The organism is Streptomyces justiciae, assembly GCF_015163075.1.
Classification (GTDB): Bacteria; Actinomycetota; Actinomycetes; order Streptomycetales; family Streptomycetaceae; genus Streptomyces; species Streptomyces justiciae.
Window position 1 is genome coordinate 49,901 of sequence record NZ_JADDXU010000012.1, and the last position, 16,380, is coordinate 66,280.

15 protein-coding genes are annotated in these 16,380 nt (G+C 71.5%); 5 read left to right on the forward strand and 10 right to left on the reverse strand.

Annotated elements, in window-relative coordinates; genetic code table 11:
• Positions 1–58 precede the first annotated feature (58 nt).
• Positions 59–433: an RNA polymerase-binding protein RbpA gene (locus tag IQ210_RS29740; RefSeq protein WP_003977404.1), complete on the forward strand. Its 375-nt coding sequence runs from the start codon at positions 59–61 to the stop codon at positions 431–433.
• A 97-nt stretch (positions 434–530) separates the two neighbouring features.
• On the opposite strand, the gene fxsA is transcribed toward IQ210_RS29740, so the two are convergent.
• The 4 genes from fxsA to IQ210_RS29760 form a co-directional block, all read right to left on the reverse strand.
• Positions 531–1,085, reverse strand: coding sequence for an FxsA family membrane protein (gene fxsA / locus IQ210_RS29745; RefSeq protein ID WP_194082266.1), 555 nt, complete (start codon positions 1,083–1,085; stop codon positions 531–533).
• 84 nt (positions 1,086–1,169) lie between these two features.
• Positions 1,170–1,964 carry a polyprenol monophosphomannose synthase gene (locus tag IQ210_RS29750; protein WP_194082267.1) on the reverse strand — a complete coding sequence of 265 codons (795 nt, stop codon included), beginning with the start codon at positions 1,962–1,964 and terminating at the stop codon, positions 1,170–1,172.
• Between the two features lie 536 nt (positions 1,965–2,500).
• Positions 2,501–4,099: an amidohydrolase gene (locus IQ210_RS29755; protein WP_194082268.1), complete on the reverse strand. Its 1,599-nt coding sequence runs from the start codon at positions 4,097–4,099 to the stop codon at positions 2,501–2,503.
• A 46-nt stretch (positions 4,100–4,145) separates the two neighbouring features.
• Positions 4,146–4,586 (reverse strand): Lrp/AsnC family transcriptional regulator, encoded by a 441-nt coding sequence (locus tag IQ210_RS29760; protein WP_004002750.1) that lies wholly within the window; start codon positions 4,584–4,586, stop codon positions 4,146–4,148.
• Between the two features lie 268 nt (positions 4,587–4,854).
• Between IQ210_RS29760 and IQ210_RS29765 the strand changes: the two genes are divergently transcribed.
• Entirely contained in the window at positions 4,855–5,289 is a 435-nt protein-coding gene (locus tag IQ210_RS29765; protein ID WP_194082269.1) for a uroporphyrinogen-III synthase, read from the forward strand.
• Between the two features lie 22 nt (positions 5,290–5,311).
• Here IQ210_RS29765 and IQ210_RS29770 read toward each other — a convergent pair whose 3' ends face one another.
• The 3 genes from IQ210_RS29770 to IQ210_RS29780 form a co-directional block, all read right to left on the reverse strand.
• Complete coding sequence (locus IQ210_RS29770) at positions 5,312–6,406, reverse strand: phosphotransferase family protein (protein ID WP_194082270.1); 1,095 nt, start codon at positions 6,404–6,406, stop codon at positions 5,312–5,314.
• A 62-nt stretch (positions 6,407–6,468) separates the two neighbouring features.
• Positions 6,469–7,584 carry a hypothetical protein gene (locus tag IQ210_RS29775; protein WP_194082271.1) on the reverse strand — a complete coding sequence of 372 codons (1,116 nt, stop codon included), beginning with the start codon at positions 7,582–7,584 and terminating at the stop codon, positions 6,469–6,471.
• 559 nt (positions 7,585–8,143) lie between these two features.
• A complete protein-coding gene (locus IQ210_RS29780) occupies positions 8,144–9,316 on the reverse strand; it encodes an acyl-CoA dehydrogenase family protein (RefSeq protein ID WP_194082272.1) in 1,173 nt (390 codons plus the stop codon).
• A gap of 336 nt (positions 9,317–9,652) precedes the next feature.
• Between IQ210_RS29780 and IQ210_RS29785 the strand changes: the two genes are divergently transcribed.
• Positions 9,653–10,888, forward strand: a complete 1,236-nt coding sequence (locus IQ210_RS29785) for a glycoside hydrolase family 18 protein (RefSeq protein ID WP_194082273.1) — start codon at positions 9,653–9,655, stop codon at positions 10,886–10,888.
• A 51-nt stretch (positions 10,889–10,939) separates the two neighbouring features.
• Here the strand turns inward: IQ210_RS29785 and IQ210_RS29790 are convergent, their stop codons facing one another.
• From IQ210_RS29790 to IQ210_RS29800, 3 genes are all read right to left on the reverse strand, one after another.
• Positions 10,940–11,602 carry a TetR/AcrR family transcriptional regulator gene (locus tag IQ210_RS29790; RefSeq protein ID WP_194082274.1) on the reverse strand — a complete coding sequence of 221 codons (663 nt, stop codon included), beginning with the start codon at positions 11,600–11,602 and terminating at the stop codon, positions 10,940–10,942.
• Positions 11,603–11,667: 65 nt separating this feature from the next.
• Complete coding sequence (locus IQ210_RS29795) at positions 11,668–11,808, reverse strand: SCO1431 family membrane protein (RefSeq protein ID WP_194082275.1); 141 nt, start codon at positions 11,806–11,808, stop codon at positions 11,668–11,670.
• An 84-nt stretch (positions 11,809–11,892) separates the two neighbouring features.
• The gene (locus tag IQ210_RS29800) at positions 11,893–13,257 is read right to left on the reverse strand and encodes a peptidase C39 family protein (protein WP_194082276.1); all 1,365 of its coding nucleotides are present in this window, start codon (positions 13,255–13,257) and stop codon (positions 11,893–11,895) included.
• Positions 13,258–13,458: 201 nt separating this feature from the next.
• Between IQ210_RS29800 and IQ210_RS29805 the strand changes: the two genes are divergently transcribed.
• Together IQ210_RS29805 and IQ210_RS29810 are read left to right on the forward strand one after the other, a co-directional pair.
• On the forward strand, positions 13,459–14,079 hold the full coding sequence (locus IQ210_RS29805; RefSeq protein ID WP_194082277.1) for a uridine kinase family protein: 621 nt from the start codon (positions 13,459–13,461) through the stop codon (positions 14,077–14,079).
• Positions 14,080–14,511: 432 nt separating this feature from the next.
• Complete coding sequence (locus tag IQ210_RS29810; protein ID WP_194082278.1) at positions 14,512–16,368, forward strand: AAA family ATPase; 1,857 nt, start codon at positions 14,512–14,514, stop codon at positions 16,366–16,368.
• Positions 16,369–16,380: the final 12 nt, after the last annotated feature.

Consider the following 16,380-nt stretch of genomic DNA (forward strand, 5'->3'; position numbering starts at 1 on the left):
CGGATGACGACGACAGCGACACCTGTCCTGTGGGCGACAAGCCCGGGAGGCACGATTCATGAGTGAGCGAGCTCTTCGCGGCACGCGCCTCGTGGTGACCAGCTACGAGACGGACCGCGGCATCGACCTGGCCCCGCGCCAGGCCGTGGAGTACGCATGCGAGAAGGGGCACCGGTTTGAGATGCCCTTCTCGGTCGAGGCGGAGATCCCGCCGGAGTGGGAGTGCAAGGTCTGCGGGGCCCAGGCACTCCTCGTTGACGGCGACGGCCCTGAGGAGAAGAAGGCCAAGCCCGCGCGTACGCATTGGGACATGCTGATGGAGCGGCGCACCCGCGAGGAACTCGAAGAGGTCCTCGAGGAGCGTCTGGCGGTTCTCCGCTCGGGGGCGATGAACATCGCCGTTCACCCCCGCGACAGCCGCAAGTCCGCATAGCCCCCAGGGCCTGAGCGGCTGAACACAGCGCACGACATGACTGCGGGCGCCGTACAAGAGCTTCTTGTACGGCGCCCGCAGTCATGTCCGCGTGCCGTCAGCCCGTCAGCGGCGGGCGCGGCTCCTCGGGGGCCCGGCGCGGTTCGTCCCGGATGACCTCGCCCTGGACCACCTTGCCGTCGGGGCGGTGCATCCGGGCCTGCTGGAAGGCGTCGCCCAGGGTGCCCGGGGCCGCCTCGCGCAGCCGGCGCTCGACCGTCCGCTCCGTGTAGCGGCTCAGGGCCTTCTGGACCGGCGGGATCAGCAGCACCAGGCCGACCACGTCCGAGATCAGACCCGGGATCATGAGGAGCAGGCCGCCCAGCATCATCAGGCCGTTGCCGCCGCCGCTGGACGGGGCCGTGCCGCGCTGGAGCGCCTGGTTGAGGTTCTGGAAGGCCCGGCGGCCCGCCCGCTTGATGACCACCGCGCCGAGCACGAACCCGGCGAGCAGCAGCAGGAACACCGTGACTCCGCTCGCGGCGCCGGCGACCACGGTCAGCAGCCAGATCTCCAGCACCAGCCACGCCGCGATCCCCAGCGGCAGGAAGGTGCGCAGCCGGGAGCGCGGGGGTCGGGCGGGGTACGTGGGGGTCGAAGCGCCACTTGTCATGCGTCCAGTGTGCCTGGGCACGGCTCAACACGGGATAAGGGGACGATCCACCGGGGGCACCGTGGGGCCGGAGGACGTCCGAGGTCAGGCCTTGTCGCCCGGGCTCTTGTCGCGGCCCAGTACCTTGCCGACCCGCTCCCCCACGCCCCAGGTGGTGACCCGCCACAGGGCCTCCACGAGGATGTCGCGGCTCATCTTGGAGTCGCCGAGTTCGCGCTCGACGAAGGTGATGGGCACCTCGACGACGTGGTAGCCGGCCTTGATCGCGCGGCGGGCCAGGTCGACCTGGAAGCAGTAGCCCTGGGAGGCGACCTCGTCGAGGCCGAGGCCCTCCAGGGTCTCGCGGCGGAAGGCGCGGTAGCCGCCGGTGACGTCGCGGATGGGGACGTCGAGCAGGACGCGCGAGTAGAGGCTGCCGCCGCGGGAGATGAACTCGCGGGACTTGGGCCAGTTCACGACCCGGCCGCCGGGCACCCAGCGGGAGCCGAGGACGAGGTCGGCGCCCTTGAGGGCGGTCAGCAGCCGGGGCAGTTCCTCGGGCTGGTGGGAGCCGTCGGCGTCCATCTCGACCAGGACGCCGTAGCCGTTGTCCAGACCCCAGCGGAAGCCCGCGAGGTAGGCGGCGCCGAGGCCTTCCTTTCCCTTGCGGTGCAGGACCTGGACGTGGTCGTCGGTGGCGGCGAGTTCGTCGGCGAGCTTGCCGGTGCCGTCGGGGCTGTTGTCGTCGGCGACGAGGACGTGCGCGTCGGGGACCGCCTTGCGGACCCGGTCGACGATCTTCTTGATGTTCTCCGCCTCGTTGTAGGTCGGGATGATCACCAAGGCCGTGCCGAGCGGGCCGAACTGCCTCCCCGCGAGGGTCCCGTCGCCGTCGTTCACTACTGCCCCTTCAGTCCGTACGCAGGCGTCCACCATAGTGGGCGGCACGTGCGACGACGTGACAGGACGTTCGTATGGTGGTGTCGTTTTAACAAGAGCTGGGTAAGGACGACGTTTTCGGCGCCTGTGCGTGCGGCGGATGGGGGCCCGGCGCCCTTCGGGCCGACCTGGGACCCGCTGGCTGCGGGTCGACCGAAAGCCGTTGTCTACTGAGCGCCCGGGCCCCACCCGGGTCACACCTCCCCGACCGGCCGGAACGTTCCCTCGCAGCGGCGCGGGCGCTGAGCCTGGCTCCCAGTGGCGGTGCCCCGGTGCGGCACACCGTCCCTGACCCAGCGGCGCGGCGACGAGTTCACGGACGTTCCCCGGTAGGGCGTCCGGTGGTGGACTGGGCCGAACCTACCGGCCCTCTGCCATCGGCTGTCAACAGCCGTTCGACCTGCGCATCTTTCCTCAATGCCCAGGTCAGCGCGGAGGATGCGCAGGTCGCGAGACGGGGCGGCGGCAGCCGTATGGAGCCGCGCCACCCCGGGAGATCACTCGCTCGGCCGCACGAACACCGTCCGTCCGCCCACCACCGTGCGCAGGCAGACCGGCAGGTCGGCGCCCGGGGAGAGGTCGGGCAGGCCGGGGGTGCCGGAGCGGGGGTCGGTGGACCAGCGGGCGACGCGGTCGTCCGGGGCCTGGACGATCAGCTCGTCGGTGCTCCAGACCGCGTAGTCGGCCGGCGCGCCCGGCACCAGGACGCCCGCGTCGTCCCGGCCGATCGCCCGCCAGCCGCCCCGCGTGTGGGCCGTGAACGCGGCGCGGACCGAGACCCGGTGCTCGGGTGTGCGGTGGAAGGCGGCGGCGCGGACGGTGCCCCAGGGGTCGAGCGGGGTGACCGGGCTGTCGGAGCCGAAGGCGAGGGGCACGCCGGCGCGCAGGAGGGCCGCGAAGGGGTTCAGGGTGCGGGCCCGCTCGGCGCCCAGGCGCTGGGCGTACATGCCCTCCTCGCCGCCCCACAGCGCGTCGAACGCGGGCTGCACGGAGGCGGTGAGGCCCAGCTCGGCGAAGGCCTCGATCGTCTCCGGCGTGAGCATCTCGGCGTGCTCGACGCGGTGCCGGGCGGCGCGGACGCGGGCCAGGCCGACCTTCTCGGCGGCGGCGCGCATGCCCTCGACGACGGCGGCCACGGCGGCGTCGCCGATCGCGTGGAAGCCCGCCTGGAGGCCCGCCTCGGTGCATTCGGCGACGTGGGCGGCGACGGCGGCCGCGTCCAGGTAGGCGGTGCCGGTGTGCTCGGCGTCCGTGTACGGCCGGTGCAGACAGGCGGTGTGGGAGCCGAGGGCGCCGTCGACGAACAGGTCCCCGGCGGCGCCGAGCGCGCCCAGCTCGCGCACCTTGTCGACGTTCCGCTCGGCCCAGTAGCCGACGACCCGCGGTCCGGCCTCCTCGGCGGCGAGCCGCAGCAGCCCGGTGAAGTCGTCCTCGGAGGAGATGTCAGGACCGGCGCACTCGTGCACCGATCCGATGCCGAGGGAGGCGGCGTGGGCGAGGGCGGTGCGCTGGGCCTCTGCGCGCTGGGCCGGGGTGATGGCGCCGAGGGCGGTGGCGCGTACGGCATGGTGGGCGTCGGCGGTGAGCGGGCCGTCCACGTGTCCGAGGGACGTCATGTCGAGCAGGGCCGTCGTCACGACCGCCGAGTGGACGTCGATGCGGGAGAGGTAGAGGGGGCGGCCGCCGGTGGCCGCGTCGAGCTCCGCGCGCGTGGGCGGGCGTCCGCCGGGCCAGCGGGCGGCGTCCCAGCCGTGGCCGAGCAGGACGCGGTCCTCGGGGCGGGCGGCGGCGAAGTCCCGTACGAGGGCGAGGGCCGCCTCCGGGGAGGGCGCGTCGGACAGGTCGAGGCCGGTGAGGGCGAGGCCGGTGGCGGTGGTGTGGACGTGGGCGTCGGTGAACGCGGGGGTGACCAGGGCGCCGTCGAGGTCGACGACCTCGTCGACGCCGTCGGCGAAGGCATCCGCGGCGCCTTCGGAGCCCACCCAGGCGACCTGGCCGCGTTCGACGACCATCGCGGTGGCGAAGGGGTCGGCGGGGCTGTGGACCTCTCCTCGGCGGAGCAGGACGGTCTTGGGCGCGGCGGTGGACTCACTCATGGGGAACAGTCTCGCGCCTGGCGGGGACGGCTCCGCACGCAGGTGGTCAGATGCGTGGCGGCCGTGCCTCGTACGGGGTCGACAGCACCACCGTGGTCCGGGTCGAGACCCCGGCCAGCGACCGCAGTCGCGCCAGCAGCTCCTCCAGTTCGTGCGGGGTGGCCACCCGCACCTTGAGGATGTAGTTCTCGTCGCCCGCGACGCTGTGGCAGGCCTCGATCTCGGGCACGCCGGCCAGGCGGTCCGCGATGTCGTCGGGGGCGCTGGGGTCGAACGGCTTCACCGAGATGAAGGCGGTCATGGGCAGCCCGACGGCCTCCGGGTCGACGACGGCGGCGTATCCACGGATGACGCCACGCTGCTCCAGCCGGCGCACCCGCTGGTGCACGGCCGACGTGGACAGGCCCGTGGCCTTGCCGAGGTCTGTGTAGCTCATCCGCCCGTCCTTGACGAGCAGCTGCACGATCTGACGGTCCAGCTCCTCCATGACGCAAGAACTTACAGCGCGCGTGATCTCCTCCGATACCTCAGCGGCCCAGGTCATGCCCGGTTCGTGATGTGGCCGAGTGCAGCCTGTGAGCCGACCGAGGGACAAAACGGCCGCGCCGGGCACCTGCGTGCGGCATGTGACGAACACCACAGCGCCCGAACGGTCTCCGTGATGTTCTCGTGATTACCGCCGAGACCGGGCGGGAAGTGCTTGCTGTGGTCGAGGCCGCAGCGCCTTCACGGCCCAGCCCGAGGGGGAGAATCCCATGCAGAGTCTTAAGCGCCCTGGTCGTACCGCACCCAAGCGACTCCAGGCAGTTGCCGAGCCCGAGCCGGAGGGCGTCGAACCCGACGCCCTCGACGACGAACTCGACGCGTACGACACCTTCGAGATGTTCCGAGTGGTCTGCCCTGACTGCGCGCAGCCCATCGCCCTCCTGGCGGACGAGGAGGTGCTTCCGGAGCACGCGCTGTGCGCCTCGCCCTGGAACCCCTTCGGTCTCACGGTCTGCGCCGGTACCGGCCGCCGTGCCGCCGAGGCGCGTCCGGCGGACGAGGACGTCAGGCCCCAGGAGCAGGACACCGCGCTGCTGTTGACGCTCCCTCAGGGGCTCGACTGGCGGACGCAGCCCTTCTCGCACGTCGGCGGACCGGGCTCGCGCCCCATGAGGGTCCCCGCGATGCGGCGCCAGGCCGCCTGAGCGCGCCCGCAGAGGCACCCGCTCAATCCCAGTAACTGCCCTGCACCATGGCTCGCAGGCTGCCGTGGTGCAGGATCAGTGTGTCCGGGTCGGCCGGGACGACGACCTCCCCGAAGTGCACCTGCCGGTAGGCGACGCGCAGCATGACGATCGCCTGCCGCAGGGCGGCGTAGAGGGTGTAGAAGTCCATGTCGCGCGGGGTGTGACCGGTGAGTTCGGCGTAGCGCGCCTCGATGCGGTCGCGGCGCAGGAAGTCCGGCAGTCCGCGCTGGCCGAAGGCTTCGGTCAGGTCCTGGAAGAAGCGGTGCAGGTAGACGGTCCAGCCGAGGTCGACCTCGCGTGGCGCGAGCGCCGCCATCTCCCAGTCGAGGACGGCGGCGGGAGCGAAGCCGTCGTAGACGACGTTCCCGATGCGCGCGTCACCCCAGTTGAGGACGGGTGGGCCCGGTTCGCGCGGCCAGGTCTCCTCCAGCCGATCGAAGGCCGCCTCGATGAGCGGTGAGCGGGCGACACCGTCGACGACCCAGTCGTAGTAGGCCCGTTGGGCGGTGACATGGCGGCGCAGCGCGTCGCCCTCGCCGGGCAGTGACAGGATCTGGGCTTCCTGCAGCGGGACTTGGTCGTGCAGACGGGCCAACAGCCCTATGGAGGCCTCCACCAGGCACTCCCGCTCCTCGTCGCTCGCCGCGTGCAGCCAGTTGCCCTCGTAGGTGTACGGCATGACGTCCGGCGGGACGCGGCCCTGCACGCGCTCCATGACGAAGAAGGGCGCACCGAGCGGGCCGGGGTCCTCCTCCAGCCACAGCACCTTCGGCACGGGCAGGTCGGAGTGCTCCCCCACCACACGCATCGTGCGGTACTGGCGGACCATGTCGTAGACCGGGAAGACGGTGTACGCCGCCGGGTCCGCCGCGAGCCTCAACGCGCAGGCCCGCAAGGGGGGTTCGGGGTGCTCGATGTCGAAGAGCAGGGTCTCGCTGGACATGCCGTTGGAGGCGGGGACGCTCACGCCGACGGCCTTCGCGCCGGGCAGCCGGGTGTCGAGCCAGGCGGTCAGGCGGCGGGTGAGATCCTCCGGGTCGCGGGTGGTCGTACGGGGCCGAGGTGCCGTGGCCATGAGGCAACCCCCTTGTCGGGCGGCGGACGTGGACGTGAGGCGGCAATCCCCGGGCAACTCCCCTATCCGGCAACCGAGTCGAAGCCGGTGAAGCCGCTCGGGTCGTGTCGGCCGAACGAGCCGTGTTCGAAGATGCCGTGGCCCGTCCGGCCGTCGAGGCGGAAGCGGGCGGCGTGGTCGGTGACGCCGTACGCGGCGAGCGGGTGCGGCTCGGTGAAGTCGTAGGTACGGCGGTCGGTCCAGCCGGGGCCACGCCAGGTGCCGTGCTGCCAGTCGTCGGCGGGCGGGTAGCCGGCGCCGAGCGCGAGCGGGGAGGAGGTGAGGATCTCGACCTCCAACTCCTGGGGCTTGCGCGGGTCTCCGAGGTGGACGAGCGCGCGTTCGGGGTGGCGGGTACCGGGACGGTAGGTGATCTCCGCCTGGGGCCAGCCGAGTTGGCGGTCGCGGTGGCCGGGGCGGATGAGGGTGGCGTCGTTCAGGGTGCGATAGCCGTCGGCGTCCTCCTGGACGATCACCATCAGGAAGCGGTCCCCGAGGTGGACCGGGCACCAGATCCAGTGGAAGCCCTCGGTCGGGTGGTCCTCCGCGAGCCGTCCGCCCTCCTCGCCGGGAATCGGGCGCACGCCCCAGCTGCGGTCCCGGGTGCCGGCCCAGTGGTCCGGCGTCAGCTGGATCTCCGTACCGCCGATCCGCAGCACCCCATGACACCGGCCCGCCTGCACGAAGCGCTTGCCCTCCAGGGTGAGCCGGTCCCCGCGCCGCTGCTGGTGGTGCGGTTCCCACAGCGCCGGGAAGCTCGCCGTCCAGCCGATGTCGAACGACAGCCCGTCCGGGTCGTCCGGGTCCGGATCGCAGGTCAGCCGGAAGTCCTGGAGCGGCCTCAGCACACCGATCCGCAGCGGGCCGACCGCGAGCCGCATCCGGTCGTCGCCGAGCGCGTCCGAGGCGCGTACCGCGTGCAGGGTGTCGCCGATCCGCAGTGTCGCGTACGCGTCGGTCACCCCGAGGTTGGGGTACACGCCGAGTCCGACGATCAGCAGCGCCCGCCCCTCACGGTCCAGGACGTGGAAGATGCAGCGGTCGTAGGCGTTCCGGTCGCCGGTCGCCACGTGCTTCATGGAGAGGGGCACCTGGTGCACCGGGTACTCGTCGAGCGGTACGGGACGGTCGTCGGCCACGGCAAACCTCCCTGGAGGCGGCTGGGCTGACGGTACGTCAGATGAGCGGAGGAGGCCAGACGCGGGGCGGCCACGACCTGGTGGAGGAGGCCGGACGTGGGGCAACCCCGACGAGGAAGGGGGCCGGACGCGGGGCGCGCCCGTGACGGGGCGGAGGAGATCGGACGCGGGGCGACCGCGAAGCCCGGAGGAGGCCAGACGCGGAGCAGCCACGACCGGGTAGAGGAGGCCGGACACGAGGCTGCCACGAGAGTGGTGTGGGGACCGGCGGAGGCCGGACGCGGGGACGCCCGCGAACTCACGCTCGATTCCGCCGACGGGTGACCTGTCCGACCGCCACCGCGTTGCCCTGGTATGACCCCCACATATTCAGCGACCGGGCGTCAGCGCCGGGTGTTCGTGCCCCCGCCCGCAGAATCGGTTCCGCCGCCGCAGCAGCAGGACCCGCCGATCTACCGCGACCTGATGCGGGTGTGGGCCGACCGGGGCCGGACCCTGCCCGGGCGCCACGACCCGGAGTGGGTCCGGCTCGCGGCGCCGCAGGTCAGACCGGGCCAGTTCAGCGCGTCTCCGGCCCCGCCAGGTGACGGGCGATGACCATCCGCTGGATCTGGTTGGTGCCCTCGACGATCTGCAGGACCTTGGCCTCGCGCATGTAGCGCTCGACCGGGAAGTCCGCGGTGTAGCCGTACCCGCCGAGCACCTGGACGGCGTCCGTGGTGACCTTCATCGCGGCGTCGGTGCACAGCAGCTTGGCCATGGCGGCCTGCTTGGCGAACGGCCGGCCCGCGTCCCGCAGCCGCGCCGCCGACAGGTACAGGGCACGGCCCGCCTCCACCTGAGTCGCCATGTCGGCGAGCATGAAGCGCAGCCCCTGGAAGTCGGCGATGGGCTTGCCGAACTGCCGCCGCTCAGTGGCATACGACACCGCCGCGTCCAGCGCCGCCTGGGCCACGCCGATCGCACAGGCCGCGATGCCGAGCCGCCCGGAGTCGAGTGCGGACAGCGCGATCGCGAAGCCCTGACCCTCGTCGCCGATGCGCCGGTCGTCGCCGACGCGCACGCCGTCGAGGTGGACCTGGGCGGTGGGCGAGCCCTTCATACCCATCTTCTTCTCCGGCAGGGCCCCGCTGAGGCCGGCCGCGTCACCGGGCACCAGGAAGGCCGTGATCCCGCGGGCGCCCTCCTCGCCGGTACGGGCCATGACGGTGTAGAAGTCGGCGATGCCGCCGTGCGTGATCCAGGCCTTGGTGCCGGTGATGACCCAGTCGTCGCCGTCCCGGACCGCCCTGGTCCGCAGGGACGCGGCGTCCGAGCCGGAGGCCGGCTCGGAGAGGCAGTACGCGCCGAGAAGGCCGCCGCCGAGTATCGCGGGCAGGTGTTCGACCTGCTGCTCCTTGGTGCCGTAGGCGGCGAGGGCGTAGGAGGCGAGGGTGTGCACGCTGACGCCGAGGCCGACGGTGAGCCGGGCCGCGGCGAGCTCTTCGAGGACCTGGAGGTAGACCTCGTACGGCTGGTCGCCGCCGCCGTACTCGGCGTCGTACGGCAGTCCGAGCAGTCCGGACTCCGAGAGCAGGGTGAAGACCTCGCGCGGGAAGCGTCCCGCGTCCTCCTCCTCGGCCGCCTTCGGGGCGATCTCTCGCTGCGCGATGTCGCGGACGAGCGAGATCAGGTCCCGAGCCTCGTCCGTGGGCAGTTGACGGTCCACCGGCTGCGGGGCGCGCTCAGGCATGGCGACGCTCTCCTCCCTGTCGGGCACATCGACGGACGTGCGCCTTGGGTGGGCGACTCCGCCGGGGTCTGGCTGAGGGCTGTGCCGATGCTCGCACCCCCGGGTCTCGGAAGCTGCTGACCAGCGGCTCTGCGCTGTGAGTATGCCCGATCGGCGGCACCGAGTCACCAGTTAACGACCGCTTACTTCAGGAAACCTGGAGCGGGGCTCGAGGAACGCGAAATTGGTCCGAACCATTGACGTACTGGTCTAGTCCTCCTACCGTGACGGACCAACGCCTTACCGCGTTCATGCCAATCGGCGCATGCTCCCCTCTCCCCCACGAGGAGACACCCGATGCACACCTCCCCACGTCCCCGCACCCGATTCCGGGCGCTCGTGTCGGCCGCCTGTTGCGCGGTCCTCGGCGCCGGGCTGCTGGCCGGAGCGGGCACCGCGACCGCCGAGCCCGCCGCCGCGCCCGCTCTCAAGGCATCCAAGGTCGTCGGCTACTTCACCGAATGGGGCACCTACGACCGCAAGTACTACGTCAAGAACATCGAGACGTCCGGCTCCGCGGCGAAGCTCACGCACATCAACTACGCCTTCGGCAACGTCACCGGCGGCAAGTGCGCGATGGGCGACTCCTACGCGGCGACCGACCGCACCTACACCGCCGCCGAGTCGGTGGACGGCGTCGCCGACACCTGGGACCAGCCGCTGCGCGGCAACTTCAACCAGCTGCGGGAGCTGAAGAAGAAGCACCCGGGCCTCAAGGTCCTCTGGTCCTTCGGCGGTTGGACCTGGTCGAGCGGCTTCGGCGAGGCCGCGAAGAACCCGGCCGCGTTCGCGCAGTCCTGCTACGACCTGGTCGAGAACTCCAAGTGGGCCGACGTCTTCGACGGCATCGACATCGACTGGGAGTACCCGAACGCCTGCGGCAACACCTGTGACACCAGCGGGCGTGAGGCGTTCAAGAACCTGATGGCGGCGCTGCGCGCGAAGTTCGGCAGCGGCAACCTGGTCACCGCGGCCATCACCGCCGACGCCACCTCGGGCGGCAAGATCGACGCGGCGAACTACGCGGGCGCGGCCCAGTACGTCAACTGGTACAATCCGATGACGTACGACTACTTCGGCGCCTGGGCCTCGACCGGCCCGACGGCTCCGCACTCGCCGCTGAACTCCTACGCGGGCATCCCGACCGCGAACTACTACACCTCGGCGACCATCGCCAAGCTCAAGGGCCTCGGCATCCCGGCCTCCAAGCTGCTGCTCGGGATCGGCTTCTACGGCCGTGGCTGGACCGGCGTCACCCAGTCGGCACCCGGCGGCACGGCGACCGGCCCGGCGGCGGGGACGTACGAGCAGGGCATCGAGGACTACAAGGTGCTGAAGTCGAAGTGCCCGGCGACGGGGACCGTGGCCGGCACCGCGTACGCCAAGTGCGGGACCAACTGGTGGAGTTACGACACCCCCGCCACCATCGCGGCGAAGATGACGTACAAGAACCAGCAGGGGCTCGGCGGCACCTTCTTCTGGGAGCTGAGCGGGGACACCACGGGCGGTGAGCTGATCAAGGCGATCAACTGACGTCAGCGGCAGGGAACTCGGGGCGGGGGCGCTGAAGCCTCCGCCCTTCGTTCAGGCCTCGTCGCGGCGGGCCGGCTCCGGGGCCGGATAGGACGGGTCGAGTTCCTCGATGGCGCGCATCGCGCCGCCCAGGGTCTTCACCAGGAGTTCGCGCATGATGTCGCGGGGCAGTTCGGGGCGGTCGATCCAGTCGAGGGTGGCGCCCTCGACGCTGCACACCCAGGCCAGCAGGCCCATGCGGGCCAGCGGGGCGATGTCGGTGCGACCGTAGGCGCCTTCGGCGATGGTCGCGACGATCGCCTCGCGCACCCCGTCCCGGATGGCGTGCACCTCGGTGTCGAAGCCGACGCCGCCGCTGACCACCGTGCGGTAGGCGGCCTGGTTGTGCTCGGCGTAGCGCAGATAGCTGTCGATCGTGCGCTGGACCCGGTCCAGTTGGGGCAGTTGGAGACCGCTCGCCGCGAAGGTGACCAGGTCGGCGACGGAGTCCTGGATGATCGCCAGGTAGTAGCCGCGCTTGGACTGGAAGTAGTAGTAGATCAGCCCCTTGGCGACATGCGCCTGACGGGCGATGTCGTCCATGGAGAGCGCGTCGTACGACGTGTCGGCGAACAACCGCCGCCCGATCGCGATGAGTTCGGCGCGACGTGCGACCGAGCGCTCGGTGCCGCGCGCCCGTGGCCGGGCGGCCGCACGCTGATCACTGATATTCAATTTCGACCCTGGTCTCGGGCTGGTGGCGGGACACCCGCAGTATGTCAGGTCAAGCAGGAGTCAGGTCACAGAAGGCCGAGCTGGGTCACGAGCATCGCGATCACCACGACGAGCGTCCAGCCCGCGAGGTGTTCGAGGACCTTCGGGCCGTCGTCCTTGGGGCCGCCGGTACGAGCGCGGGCGGCGGTGGCTGTTGATGCGGTCATTCGTCCACCTTGCCACTGACCACGGCTTTTGCGGCCGAGACCTTGGTCACAGGGCCCCGGCGCGCACCGGGGCCCCGCTCCGCCTCAGCGCACTCCCACCGCCGCGAGCGCCTTGCACTGCCGCGGGGTCGGCCGGGCCGGGAAGTACAGGTAGCAGACGCCGCCTGTGCCGGAGACCACCTTGCCGCTGGCGTTGTAGCGCTTGGTCCTCAGCCAGATCTTCTCCCACTCGGCGCGCTTGTAGACCCTGCGCACCGCCTCGTCGCTCGGCGAGGCCGGGTCGTTGGCGATCACATCGCCCTCGGCGGTGAAGCCGATGACGGTCATCAGGTGCCCGGAGGTGCCGTACCCCGCCCCGGTGAGCTCCTCCTTCAGGAAGGACTGGGACGTTATGGCCGGGATGCCGGCCGCGATCAGCGTCTCCAGGTCGGTGAGCGAGCCGAGCCGGGTGACCACGCCCTGGAGCCCGTCGAAGGTGGCCGCGTAGGCCGCGTTGAACGGCCAGTTACCGCAGCCCGCGTACTGGTAGTCGAACGTGTACCGGGCCGCGTGGCACACCTGCGGATCGGCGTACGTCGGGTCGACCCAGGCCAGCTGCTCCGGGGTGAGCCTGCCGCCCCAGTACTCGATGATCATCTGCGAGGAGGTGGGGCTGCACCAGGCCTCGCCGCCGTTGTCGTACTGGGGGTACTGGCCGGCGTGGATCTCCTGCGAGTACCGCGGGACGATCAGCTCCTGGGCGAGCCCCGGCGTGGAGGCCGGGACGGTGAAGCGGTCGGGGATGTCGGAGCCCATCGCGCCGAGCCGCCAGACCGTGGGGGTCTTCTTGGTGCCCGGCTTGCGGTAGAGGGTCAGCCGCAGGCGGTACGAGGTGAGGCGGAGGCCCGTCGCCGGGTCGTCGATCGCGAAGGTGTCCGTCCAGATGCTGCTCTTGTCGTCGGTCTGGTCGTCCACCGAGGTCCGCCGGATGTCCTGGTCCCCGGCCGCCCAGCGGCCCATGACGTACCAGGGGGTGTCCGTGCCGTCGGAGTACGTGCCCTTCAGCTCCACCTGGAGCCAGGTGCCGTCCGGGGTGTGCGCGTTCCAGGACGCGATGGCCTCGGTCGAGGGGACGGCGAGCTTGTGGACGGGGGACGTCCAGCTCGCGTACTCCCAGGCGGCCGTCGTGCCGGCGTGCGGGTCGGTGTAGTCGACGGTGCCCGCGGCGGTCCCGATGACCAGCCCCGGACGGGCGCCCGCGACGGCACGCGTGCCCTTCGCGAGACCGCCGCGCCAGTCGGCGTACGACGTCCAGAAACGGTTGTCGACCAGGCGGGCCGGGGCCTGGGCGGGCCTCCCGGCGCCGGGCGCGGCGTCGGCGGCGACGGCCGGGCCCGCGCTGCCCGCGACCGCGGCGACGACCGCGGCGGTCAGAACGGTTCTCCGGGACGGCTGTTCGGCTCTGCTCATGGGCGGAACGACCCCCAAGTGTGTCCGAGTTCGGGCAGGTCCACTGCACGTTTGTGCGCCAACTATGACCACAATCAACAGGCTCCTGCCAGCACTTCGAGCCATGCCACGCCCACGAATATTGGCCTCGACCACTGGCATGACCTGCGGCGGCTAAAGTGCACAGCGCTCACCGCCCCCCGACGCCCCAGGAAATCGGCCATGCGCGACCTCGTCTCCCGGCTCCGCCGGCTCCCCCCGTCCTGCGGGCCGGTCCGGCTGGTCGCCGTCGACGGACATGCCGGCTCCGGGAAGTCCACGTTCGCCGGGCAGTTGGCGGCGGAGCTCGGCGGGGCGCCGGCGTTGCACCTCGACGACATCGCGAGTCATGAGGAGCTGTTCGACTGGACCGGGCGCCTGCTGGAGCAGGTGATCGAGCCGCTGCGGCGGGGGGAAACCGCGCGCTACGCCCCCTACGACTGGCACGCGCGGCGCTTCGGACCGGTCCGGGATCTGCCCCCGGCCCCCGTGATCCTCGTCGAAGGCGTCGGTGCGGGACGTCGGGCACTGCGGCCGCACCTCGCCCAGTTGCTGTGGATGGAGTTGCCCCGTGAGGAGTCCTGGACCCGGGGGCGCTCCCGGGACGGGGCGGAGCAGCGGGAGTTCTGGGAGGGGTGGGTCCGGGCGGAACGCGCGCACTTCGCGGACGATCCTTCCCGGCCGTTCGCCGATCTTCTGGTGCGGCAGGTGGAGAAGGGGTACGAGGTGCTCACCGGGCCTGCCGGGACCGTTGGACCGGACCAGGAAATCACTCAGGGTGACGGACCATCCGCAGTGTGCTGAACTTGTGAAGACCCTTGCGGCCGAACTTCCCGGAGTGCTTCAACTCGGCTTGACCGAGGGGCCGTACAGGACTTACGTTCTCAATGTGCGGCCTTTCGCAGCCGCCCGCAGTCGCGAAGCCCCCGGTTGTTCCCCCGTGATCGGGGGCTTCGTTCTGCCCTCAACTCCCTTTCCGGGCGCTCCGAGGCGCGATCCGCTCACCCTCGGTCACCATGCGGAATGCGCCCCATCTGCTCCCACCTCGCCAAACGGCCTGTGCGGCACCCTTCGGCGGGCCGTACCCCCGCAGGTACGATGCCCTCGGTGCGACCTACGGACGGCAGCTCTGCGCACCGTTGCAACTCCGGTCCGCAGCAAGGCGGTTCGATCAAGGCGGTCGGCGGGCGACGGCTCGGTGACCAACCAACGGGGGCACGGTTTGTGGGGGACGTGATGGACTTCGGCACGCAGGGCCCGCAGGCCCCGGCCGACCTCGCCTGGCTGCGAGGTGTGGATGCCTACACGATGGGCGCCTATCCGCAGGCGGAGGAGGAGTTCCGGGCCGCGGTGCGGATGGATCCGGGGATGGCCGACGGCTGGCTCGGGCTGCACGCGCTGCGCATCGACACGACGACCGCGCTGCTGCGGATGTTCCGGCACCGCGAGCGCTTCGGGGAACAGCGCGCCCGGCACCGCAGGACGCTCAACTCCTGGTACTGGCTGGGCTGGTGGGTGCAGCCGGTGCTGGAGAGCCCGCGCGACCTGCTGCTCGCGCACGCCTCGCACTGGCTCGACGGACGCCATGTCCCGGAGCTGGACCGGGCGTTGGCGGGCCTGCCGCCCGTGGACGCCGATCCGCAGGTGCGCTTCCTGCACGCCTGCCGGTCCTATCTGGTCAAGGACTGGGACCAACTCGTCCGGCACACCGACCCGTTGATCGACGATCCGCTGCTCGGCATCGAGGCCGGCCTGTTCGGCGGCATGGCCCGGGTGCGGCTGGAGATGTACGGCCAGGCGGAGCCCCTGCTGTCGGCGGCGCTGATGCGCTGCCGCAGCGAGCAGCCGCAGCGCAAAGAGCTGCGCTACTGGCTCGCCCGGGCGCACGAGGGCACCGGCCGCTCCGCCGCCGCGCTCCCCCTCTACCGTGCCGTGCACCGCGTCGACCCGGCGTTCATGGACACCTCCGCCCGGCTCGCGGCGATCGCCGAGGGCGACGGCTACGACGACGCGGCCGACCTCGCGGCGATCACGCTGTCCGGCGCGCAGGACGTCCTGGACGGGCCGGACGGCCTCGATCCGCTCTTCGGCGCGGAGGGCCGGGACCTCCGGCTGTCCGAGCCCGACCTGCCGACGGGCCCGTTGCCGCAGGTGACCGACCCCACGGTGCGCGAGAAGCTCGCCACCTCCCCGGCCCTGCCCGCCGGCCCCACCGACCCGGTCTTACTCGAGGAAGCGCTCAACGAGCTGGAGCGCATGGTGGGCCTGGAGCCCGTGAAGCGGCAGGTCAAGGCGCTGTCGGCACAGTTGAACATGGCGCGGCTGCGCGCCGGGCAGGGGCTGCCGGTCCAGCCGCCCAAGCGGCACTTCGTCTTCTCCGGCCCCTCGGGCACCGGCAAGACCACCGTCGCCCGGATCCTGGGCCGCGTCTTCTACGCCCTCGGCCTGCTCGGCGGTGACCATCTGGTCGAGGCCCAACGGGCCGATCTCGTCGGCGAGTATCTCGGACAGACCGCCGTGAAGGCCAACGAGCTCATCGACTCCGCGATCGGCGGGGTGCTGTTCGTGGACGAGGCGTACTCGCTCTCCAACTCCGGTTACGGCAAGGGCGACGCGTACGGCGACGAGGCCCTGCAAGTACTGCTGAAGCGCGCCGAGGACAACCGGGACCACCTGGTGGTGATCCTGGCCGGCTATCCCGAGGGCATGGACCGCCTCCTCGCCGCCAACCCCGGACTGTCGTCGCGCTTCACGACGCGCGTGGACTTCCCGTCGTACCGCCCCTTGGAGCTGACCTCGATCGGTGAGGTGCTCGCCGCGGAGAACGGTGACGTGTGGGACGAGGAGGCGCTGGACGAACTGCGGTCGATCGCCGGGCACGTGGTGGACCAGGGGTGGATCGACGAGCTGGGGAACGGGCGGTTCCTGCGGACGCTGTACGAGAAGAGCTGCGCGTACCGGGATCTGCGGCTGTCGACGTACCCGGGGATGCTGACGCGGGACGACCTGTCGACGCTGCGGTTGCCGGATCTGATGCAGGCGTACGGAGAGGTGCTGTCGGGGCGGGGGCCGCAGGACCCGTCGGCGATGTAGATGCCGGGGCGG

Excerpts from the sequence above, each read along its gene's own strand:
- IQ210_RS29800 (WP_194082276.1), bottom strand. The coding sequence starts at position 13,257 with ATGAGCAGAGCCGAACAGCCGTCCCGGAGAACCGTTCTGACCGCCGCG.
- IQ210_RS29755 (WP_194082268.1), bottom strand. The coding sequence starts at position 4,099 with ATGAGTGAGTCCACCGCCGCGCCCAAGACCGTCCTGCTCCGCCGAGGA.
- fxsA (WP_194082266.1), bottom strand. The coding sequence starts at position 1,085 with ATGACAAGTGGCGCTTCGACCCCCACGTACCCCGCCCGACCCCCGCGC.
- IQ210_RS29760 (WP_004002750.1), bottom strand. The coding sequence starts at position 4,586 with ATGGAGGAGCTGGACCGTCAGATCGTGCAGCTGCTCGTCAAGGACGGG.
- IQ210_RS29765 (WP_194082269.1), top strand. The coding sequence starts at position 4,855 with ATGCAGAGTCTTAAGCGCCCTGGTCGTACCGCACCCAAGCGACTCCAG.
- IQ210_RS29740 (WP_003977404.1), top strand. The coding sequence starts at position 59 with ATGAGTGAGCGAGCTCTTCGCGGCACGCGCCTCGTGGTGACCAGCTAC.
- IQ210_RS29780 (WP_194082272.1), bottom strand. The coding sequence starts at position 9,316 with ATGCCTGAGCGCGCCCCGCAGCCGGTGGACCGTCAACTGCCCACGGAC.
- IQ210_RS29810 (WP_194082278.1), top strand. The coding sequence starts at position 14,512 with ATGGACTTCGGCACGCAGGGCCCGCAGGCCCCGGCCGACCTCGCCTGG.
- IQ210_RS29805 (WP_194082277.1), top strand. The coding sequence starts at position 13,459 with ATGCGCGACCTCGTCTCCCGGCTCCGCCGGCTCCCCCCGTCCTGCGGG.
- IQ210_RS29785 (WP_194082273.1), top strand. The coding sequence starts at position 9,653 with ATGCACACCTCCCCACGTCCCCGCACCCGATTCCGGGCGCTCGTGTCG.
- IQ210_RS29795 (WP_194082275.1), bottom strand. The coding sequence starts at position 11,808 with ATGACCGCATCAACAGCCACCGCCGCCCGCGCTCGTACCGGCGGCCCC.
- IQ210_RS29770 (WP_194082270.1), bottom strand. The coding sequence starts at position 6,406 with ATGGCCACGGCACCTCGGCCCCGTACGACCACCCGCGACCCGGAGGAT.